The sequence below is a fragment of the Microbispora sp. ATCC PTA-5024 genome, from assembly GCF_000511135.2.
GTDB classification, from domain to species: domain Bacteria; phylum Actinomycetota; class Actinomycetes; order Streptosporangiales; family Streptosporangiaceae; genus Microbispora; species Microbispora corallina.
In genome coordinates this window covers 1,025,937-1,034,242 of record NZ_KI866525.1, presented here as the reverse complement: position 1 = coordinate 1,034,242, position 8,306 = coordinate 1,025,937, and the positions used below count along the sequence as shown (strand labels likewise).

General features: G+C 73.3%; 7 protein-coding genes. All 7 read left to right on the top strand.

All coding sequences use genetic code 11. The features are described from left to right. The first annotated feature begins 203 nt into the window (after positions 1 to 203). On the top strand, positions 204 to 2,555 hold the full coding sequence (locus tag MPTA5024_RS30650) for an Rne/Rng family ribonuclease (RefSeq protein ID WP_084370150.1): 2,352 nt from the start codon (positions 204 to 206) through the stop codon (positions 2,553 to 2,555). 232 nt (positions 2,556 to 2,787) lie between these two features. Next, the gene (rplU, locus tag MPTA5024_RS30645; protein ID WP_036330710.1) at positions 2,788 to 3,102 is read left to right on the top strand and encodes a 50S ribosomal protein L21; all 315 of its coding nucleotides are present in this window, start codon (positions 2,788 to 2,790) and stop codon (positions 3,100 to 3,102) included. A gap of 45 nt (positions 3,103 to 3,147) precedes the next feature. Beyond that, complete coding sequence (rpmA, locus tag MPTA5024_RS30640) at positions 3,148 to 3,405, top strand: 50S ribosomal protein L27 (RefSeq protein WP_036330709.1); 258 nt, start codon at positions 3,148 to 3,150, stop codon at positions 3,403 to 3,405. Between the two features lie 101 nt (positions 3,406 to 3,506). Further along, positions 3,507 to 4,859 carry a GTPase ObgE gene (gene obgE / locus MPTA5024_RS30635; protein WP_036330708.1) on the top strand — a complete coding sequence of 451 codons (1,353 nt, stop codon included), beginning with the start codon at positions 3,507 to 3,509 and terminating at the stop codon, positions 4,857 to 4,859. 66 nt (positions 4,860 to 4,925) lie between these two features. Beyond that, the gene (gene proB, locus MPTA5024_RS30630) at positions 4,926 to 6,047 is read left to right on the top strand and encodes a glutamate 5-kinase (protein ID WP_232326707.1); all 1,122 of its coding nucleotides are present in this window, start codon (positions 4,926 to 4,928) and stop codon (positions 6,045 to 6,047) included. An 18-nt stretch (positions 6,048 to 6,065) separates the two neighbouring features. Continuing rightward, on the top strand, positions 6,066 to 7,322 hold the full coding sequence (locus MPTA5024_RS30625; RefSeq protein WP_036330707.1) for a glutamate-5-semialdehyde dehydrogenase: 1,257 nt from the start codon (positions 6,066 to 6,068) through the stop codon (positions 7,320 to 7,322). 150 nt (positions 7,323 to 7,472) lie between these two features. Beyond that, the coding region (locus MPTA5024_RS30620) for a serine/threonine-protein kinase (protein ID WP_157099831.1) at positions 7,473 to 8,306 on the top strand (834 nt) is incomplete at its 3' end.

Sequence of the window (8,306 nt, the reverse complement as noted above, 5' to 3'; positions counted from 1 at the left end):
CGGGGAGCGGCGCCGGGGAGCCGGGCGAGACGGCCGCGGCCGAGACCGCTCCCGCCGAGGAGCCCGTACGGCGCCGGCGCACGCGCAAGCGGACCGAGGAGCCGGCGCCCGAGCCGGAGCCCGTGGCGGAGGAGCAGGCGCCGGTCAGGCGCAGGCGCACCCGCGGCAGGAAAGACGAGGTCGCGCCGGAACGATCCAGGGCGATGAGCGCCGCCGAGGCCGAGGTGGCCGCCGCGCTGCGGCTCAACATGCCAGGTGAGGAGGATCTCACCGAGCCCTCGGCGTTCGAGCCGCTGAAGGGTGAGCTCCTCGACGTGGAGCCGCTCGACGACGACGGGACGCCCGAGGCCGCGGACCTCGACGAGGATCTGGCCGACGATCTCGACGAGGACCTCGACACGGATCTCGATGAGGACGACGAGGGGCCCGCCGGCCGGCCGAGCCTCGTCAACGACCCGTTCGGGCTGTCGGCGCGGCAGGCCGAGGTCCCGTCGGTGACCTTCCAGGCGCCCCAGGCGGTGTTCCAGCCGCTGTTCCAGGCTCCCGACCCGTTCGCCGTCCCGGCGCCGCGGCCCGCCGCTCAGGCCGACCGCCTGGACCGGGCCGACGACGAGGCCGAGCCGGAGGAGGCCGACGAGGCCGCCGAGACGGGCGAGGAGGAGTCCGAGGGCGAGGGCGGCACGCGCCGGCGGCGCCGTCGTCGCGGCGGCCGCGGCCGGGGCTCCCGGACCAGGGACGCCGAGGACGGCGACGACTCCGAGTCCGAGGCGGAGGGCGAGGAGCCGCAGGCCGCGCAGGGCGAGGAGGAGGACCGCGAGAGCGAGGCCGACGACGAGGGCGGATCCACCGGGTCCCGCCGCCGTCGCCGCCGTCGCCGCCGCGGGGGCGACGACGCCGACACCACCCCGGACGACCCGCCGAACACGGTGGTCCGTATCCGGGCCCCCCGCGCCACCCGGTCCACCTCGGTCGACGAGGTCCAGGGCGTGCGGGGATCGACCCGGCTGGAGGCGAAGAAGCAGCGCCGCCGCGAGGGCCGCGAGCTGGGCAGGCGCCGCCCGCCGATCATCACCGAGTCGGAGTTCCTGGCCCGGCGCGAGGCGGTTGAGCGCGTCATGGTGGTGCGCCGCCACGGCGGCCGCACCCAGATCGCGGTGCTGGAGGACGGCGTCCTGGTCGAGCACTACGTCGACCGCGAGTCCAGCCAGTCGTACGTCGGCAACGTGTACCTCGGCAAGGTGCAGAACGTGCTGCCCTCGATGGAGGCCGCGTTCGTCGACATCGGCAAGGGCCGCAACGCCGTCCTGTACGCCGGCGAGGTGAACTTCGACACGGCCGGCCTGGAGGGCCAGCCGAAGCGGATCGAGGCGGCGCTCAAGTCGGGCCAGTCGGTGCTCGTCCAGGTCACCAAGGACCCGATCGGCCACAAGGGCGCCCGGCTGACCTCCCAGGTCAGCCTGCCCGGCCGCTACCTCGTCTACGTGCCCGACGGCTCGATGACGGGCATCTCCCGCAAGCTCCCGGACAAGGAGCGGGCGCGGCTGAAGCAGATCCTCCGCAAGGTCATGCCGGAGAACGCGGGCGTGATCGTGCGCACCGCCGCCGAGGGCGCCTCGGAGGAGGAGCTCGGCCGCGACGTGGCCCGTCTGTCGGCGCAGTGGGAGAACATCCAGCGCAAGGCCAAGTCGGCGAGCCCGCCTGAGCTGCTGTCCGGCGAGCCCGACCTCACGGTCCGGGTGGTCCGGGACGTCTTCAACGAGGACTTCACCCAGCTGGTCGTCGAGGGCGACGAGGCGTGGACGACGGTCGACGAGTACGTCCGGTACGTCGCGCCGCACCTGGCCGACCGGCTGAAGAAGTGGGACCCGGCGTCCGACGTCTTCGCCGCTTACCGGATCGACGAGCAGATCGCCAAGGCGATGGAGCGGAAGGTGTGGCTGCCGTCCGGCGGCTCGCTGGTGATCGACCGCACCGAGGCGATGACCGTCGTCGACGTCAACACCGGCAAGTTCACCGGCCAGGGCGGCAACCTCGAGGAGACCGTCACCCGCAACAACCTGGAGGCGGCCGAGGAGATCGTCCGCCAGCTCCGGCTGCGGGACATCGGCGGCATCATCGTGATCGACTTCATCGACATGGTGCTGGAGAGCAACCGCGACCTCGTGCTGCGGCGGCTGCTCGAATGCCTCGCCCGCGACCGGACCAAGCACCAGGTGGCCGAGGTCACCTCGCTGGGCCTGGTGCAGATGACCCGCAAGCGGGTCGGCCAGGGCCTGCTGGAGGCGTTCTCCACGCCGTGCGACTGCTGCCACGGCCGCGGCATCATCGTCTCGACCGAGCCGGTCGAGGCCAAGCCCGAGCCGCGCGGCACGCAGGGCAAGATGGCGGTCGAGAAGGCCGTGGCCGACAAGCTCGCCGCCTCGGAGGGCTCGGTGGCGGCAGCGTCCGGCAGCTCCCGGGAGAGCGTCACCGACGCCATCGACGGCGAGGAGGACGAGGTCTCCGCGTCCCACTCCCGTGGCCGCCGCCGTTCCCGGAGGAAGGCGGCCGACTGACGGTCGCGTCCCCGGAGCCCGCCTGGGGTCCGGGGACGTGCCGGTTGAAATCGTCACCCGGTGGTCCGCCGGTTCGACCTCGGTACCGAACATCCGGTACCCTTGTCATCCGGTGCGCCCCGAGTCGGCGCGCCTGGCTTCGCGCGCCTGCCCGGATCGCCGGTCGTCTCATCGACAGCTGACTGGATGCGGGGCGCGGCATCTCAGCATTAGCCAGAAGAAGGGTTCCGCGGTGTACGCGATCGTTCGTTGCGGCGGCAGGCAGCAGAAGGTCTCCGTCGGGGACGTCCTCGAGGTGGACAAGGTCGCCGGAGAGGTTGGCTCCTCGGTGTCGCTGCCGGCGGTGCTCGTCGTCAACGACGGCGATGTCACCACCGACGCCGCCACGCTTGCCCGGTTCCAGGTGACCGCCGAGATCCTCGGCGAGACCAAGGGCCCCAAGATCCGCATTCTGAAGTACAAGAACAAGACCGGGTACAAGAAGCGCCAGGGTCACCGCCAGCGGTACACCCAGGTCAAGGTCACCGGCATCAACCCCGGACAGTAATTTCCCGGGGGACGACCCCCGCTTACCCCCGAAAGGGAGTGAACCATGGCACACAAGAAGGGCGCCTCGTCCACCCGGAACGGTCGTGACTCGAACGCCCAGCGTCTCGGCGTGAAGCGTTTCGGCGGTCAGCTGGTGAACGCCGGCGAGATCATCGTCCGGCAGCGCGGCACGCACTTCCACCCGGGCGACAACGTCGGCCGCGGCGGCGACGACACCCTGTTCGCGCTGGCCGCCGGCCACGTGCAGTTCGGCACCAAGCGCGGGCGCCGCGCGGTGAGCATCATCCCGCTCGCGGAGTAGATCCGCCCACGGGGAACACAAGCGCCAAAAACGCAGCTGGATGAGGCGGATCGAGCACTCGGTCCGCCTCATTCGCTTTTTCAGAAAGGGGGGAGCGGCTGATGGCCGACTTCGTCGACCACGTCGTCCTGCACATCAAGGCGGGAGACGGGGGGAACGGCTGCGCCTCCATCCACCGGGAGAAGTTCAAGCCCCTGGGCGGCCCGGACGGCGGCAACGGCGGCCGCGGCGGTGACGTGATCCTGGAGGTGGACCCCAACACGTCCACCCTCCTCGACTACCACCACCGGCCCCACCGCAGGGCCGGCAACGGCAAGCAGGGCATGGGCTCCAACAGGGACGGCGCGAACGGCGAGGACCTCGTCCTGCCGGTCCCCAACGGCACCGTGGTCAGGAGCGCGGAGACGGGCGAGGTGCTGGTCGACCTGGTCGGCGCGGGCACCCGGTACGTCGCATCCCAGGGCGGGTTCGGCGGCCTCGGCAACGCCGCGCTGGCCAACTCCCGGCGCAAGGCCCCCGGGTTCGCGCTGCTCGGCGAGCCGGGCGACGAGGCCGACGTGGTCCTGGAGCTGAAGACCGTCGCCGACGTCGCGCTCGTGGGCTTCCCCAACGCCGGCAAGTCGTCGCTGATCGCCGCCCTCTCGGCGGCCCGCCCGAAGATCGCCGACTACCCGTTCACGACGCTGATCCCCAACCTCGGGGTGGTGACGGCGGGCGAGACCGTCTTCACGGTGGCCGACGTCCCCGGCCTCATCCCCGGCGCCTCGGAGGGCCGGGGCCTCGGCCACGAGTTCCTGCGCCACGTGGAGCGCTGCTCGACGATCGTGCACGTCCTCGACTGCGCCACGATGGAGCCGGGACGCGACCCGCTGACCGACTTCGACGTCATCGAGGCCGAGCTGGCGGCGTACGGGTCGCTGCAGGACCGGCCGCGGCTGGTCGCGCTGAACAAGGTCGACGTCCCGGACGGCCGGGAGCTCGCCGACATCGTCACGCCGCTGCTGGAGGAGCGCGGCCTGCGGGTCTTCGAGATCTCGGCGGCCAGCCACGAGGGCCTGCGGCCCCTGACGTACGCGATGGGCGAGATGGTCGCCCGGGCCCGGGCCGAGGCGCCGGTCGAGGAGCCGACGCGGCTGGTCATCCGGCCCAAGCAGCTCGGCGAGACCGGCTTCGCGGTGCGGCGGGTCGCCGAGAACACCTTCCAGGTCACCGGCGAGAAGCCCGAGCGGTGGATCCGCCAGACCGACTTCGCCAACGACGAGGCCGTCGGCTACCTGGCCGACCGGCTCGAACGGCTCGGGGTCGAGGAGGCGCTGATCGGGGCCGGCGCGCTGCCGGGCGCCGAAGTGGTCATCGGCCCGATGCAGGGCGGCTACGTCTTCGACTGGCAGCCGTCGCAGGGCGAGGCGGCCGCGGCCCTGGGGCCCCGCGGCACCGACAGACGCCTCGGCTAGATAATCGGCGGGAACCCACCGTACGGGCGGCACGCCCGGCGGGGGACGAGCGGGACAGGGAGCGGCGTGTCAGGCAGGGACCGCATCCGCGCGGCCGCGCGGCTGGTCGTCAAGGTGGGCTCGTCCTCCCTGACGACCCCCGAGGGCATGATCGACGTCGACCGGGTCGACGCCCTCGTCGACGTGCTCGCCGCCCGGCGGCGGGAGGGCACCCAGATCGTGCTCGTGTCGTCCGGGGCCATCGCGGCCGGGCTCGGCCCGCTCGGGCTGCGCGCCCGGCCGAAGGACCTGGCGACCCAGCAGGCGGCGGCCTCGGTCGGGCAGGGCGTGCTGGTCGCCCGCTACACCTCCTCCTTCGCCCGGTACGGCCTGCGCGTCGGCCAGGTCCTGCTGACGGCCGACGACATGATGCGCCGCTCGCACCACCGCAACGCCCAGCGGACGCTCGCCCGGCTCCTGGAGCTCGGCATCGTCCCCGTGGTCAACGAGAACGACACGGTGGCCACCGACGAGATCCGCTTCGGCGACAACGACCGGCTGGCCGCGCTGGTGGCCCACCTGATCCACGCCGACGCCATGGTGCTGCTGTCCGACGTGGACGCCCTCTACGACGGCGACCCCAGGAAGGACGGCGCCCGGCGGATCGCGGAGGTCCGCGGCCCGGAGGACCTGGAGGGCGTGGAGCTCGGCACCTCGGGACGCGTCGGTACGGGCGGCATGGTCACCAAGGTGCAGGCGGCCCGCATCGCGACCGGCGCCGGCGTGCCGGTCGTGCTGACCGCCGCGGCGCACGCCGCGCAGGCGCTGGCCGGTTCCGACGTCGGCACCTACTTCCGGCCCGGCGGCCGCCACCCCGGCACGAGGCTGCTCTGGCTGGCCCACGCGGCCACCGGCCGGGGACGGCTGCACCTGGACCAGGGGGCGGTCGAGGCCGTCGTCGGGCGGCGCAAGTCGCTGCTGCCGGCGGGTGTCGTGAAGGTCGAGGGCGACTTCGCCGCCGGCGACCCGGTCGACCTCGTGGGCCCGCGGGGCGTCCCGGTCGCCCGCGGGCTGGTGAACTACGACGCGGCGGAGATCCCCGAGCTGCTCGGCCGGTCCACCCGCGAGCTGGCGAGCACGCTCGGCCCCGAGTACGAGCGGGAGCTCATCCACCGGGACGACATCGTCATACTGGAGCACACGCACTGACGACAGGAGCGCGAGGCAATGTCTGAGGCAGAGGACTTCCTGAAGGTGGCGCGGGCGGCCAGGGAGGCCGCGACGGCCCTCGCGCCGCTGCCGCGCGCGCCCAAGGACGCGGCGCTGCTGGCGGTCGCGGACGCCCTGGAGGCGGCGACCGCCGAGATCGTCGCGGCCAACGCCGACGACGTCGAGCGGGCCCGGGAGGGCGGCACGTCGGAGGCCATGATCGACCGGCTGCGGCTCGACGCCGGGCGCGTCGTCAAGATCGCCCAGGCCGTGCGGCACGTGGCCGGCCTGCCCGACCCGGTCGGCGAGGTCGTGCGCGGGAGCACGCTGCCGAACGGCCTGGAGCTCCGCCAGGTGCGGGTGCCCCTCGGCGTGATCGGCATCGTCTACGAGGGCCGGCCCAACGTGACCGTCGACGCCGCCGCCCTGTGCCTGAAGAGCGGCAACGCCGTGCTGCTGCGCGGCTCGTCCAGCGCGTACTCCTCGAACACCGTGCTCGTGCGGATCATGCAGGAGGCCCTGGCCGGGACCGACGTGCCCGCCGACGCCGTGCAGCTGGTGCCGGGCCGTAGCCGTGAGTCGGTCAAGCACCTGATGCGCGCCCGTGGCCTGGTCGACGTGCTGATCCCGCGCGGCGGCGCCTCGCTGATCAACAGCATCGTGGAGGAGTCGACCGTCCCCGTGATCGAGACCGGCGTCGGCAACTGCCACGTCTACGTCGACGCGGACGCGGACATCGACACCGCGATCACGATCCTCGTGAACGCGAAGGCGCAGCGTCCCTCGGTGTGCAACGCGGCCGAGACCTTCCTCGTGCACGCCGGGATCGCCGACGCGTTCGTGCCCCGGGCGCTGGCGGCGCTCAAGGACGCGGGCGTGACCGTCCACGGGGACGAGCGCACCCGGGCCTACAGCCCCGACGTGGTGCCCGTCACCGAGGACGACTACCGCGCCGAGTTCCTCTCGCTCGACATCGCCGCCGCCGTGGTCGACTCGCTCGACGAGGCCGTGGCGCACATCAGGCGGTACGGCTCCGCCCACACGGACGCCATCGTCACCCGTTCGCAGCAGGCCGCGCGGCGGTTCGTGGCGACCGTGGACTCGGCCGCCGTGGCCGTCAACGCCTCGACCCGGTTCACGGACGGCGGCGAGTTCGGGTTCGGGGCGGAGATCGGCATCTCGACGCAGAAGCTGCACGCCCGCGGCCCGATGGGGCTCCCGGAGCTGACCTCCACCAAGTGGATCTACACGGGCGACGGGCACATCCGGGTCTGACCGCCGCGTCCGGACGGCGGCCGCCTCGGGCCGCCTTGGCCGATCGCGTGTCGTGGGGTGGTGGCGCCGGCTTCAACCGGCTTCAACCCGTTCGCAACCCGGCGCGCCTCCGAGACTCCGCCGTCCCGGGCCGCTATGGTTGGCGCTCCTATGGCTGGACGTCTGGGGCGGGTCGGCCCGTACACGCTGCTGCGGCGGCTGGGCCGGGGCGGCATGGGCGAGGTCTACCTCGCCGCCAACCGCCGGGGCGACCACGTCGCGGTGAAGCTGCTCCGCGACCCCATCGAGAACGACCCGGACGCCCGATTACGGCTCGAACGTGAGGTCCGGGCCCTGCGGCGGGTCGAGAGCCCCTACGTCGCCCAGGTGCTCGACGCCGACCTGTCGGGTGACCGGCCGTACCTCGTCATCGAGTACATCGAGGGCGAGACGCTGCTCGACGCCGTACGGCGGACCGGGCCGTTGACGCGCGGCGGTCTCGTCGCGCTCGCCCAGGGCCTCGCCACCGCGCTTGCGATCATCCACGCCGGCGGCGTGGTGCACCGGGACGTCAAACCGGCCAACGTGCTGCTGGCCGCCGACGGGCCCGTGCTGATCGACTTCGGGATCGCCCAGGTGTTCGACGCCACCCGGGTCACGATGACCGGGACCTTCCTCGGCACCCCCGGCTACTGCGCCCCCGAGCTGTACGCGGACGAGGAGGTGGGGGCGCCCGCGGACGTCCACGGCTGGGCGGCGACCGTGGCGTTCGCCGCCACCGGCCGCCCGACGTTCGGCAGGGGGACGGCCGAGGCCCAGATGTACGCCGTGCTGAACGGCAAGGCCGACCTGGTGGGCGTGCCGGCCGCCCTGCTGCCCCTCGTCCGGGCCGCGCTGCACCGCGACCCGGACCGCCGCCCGACGGCCGCGCTCCTCGCCGACCGCCTCCTGCGCCTCGCCCGCGCCTACGAGACGCCCGCGCCCCGGCGGCGCGCCGCGGACGAG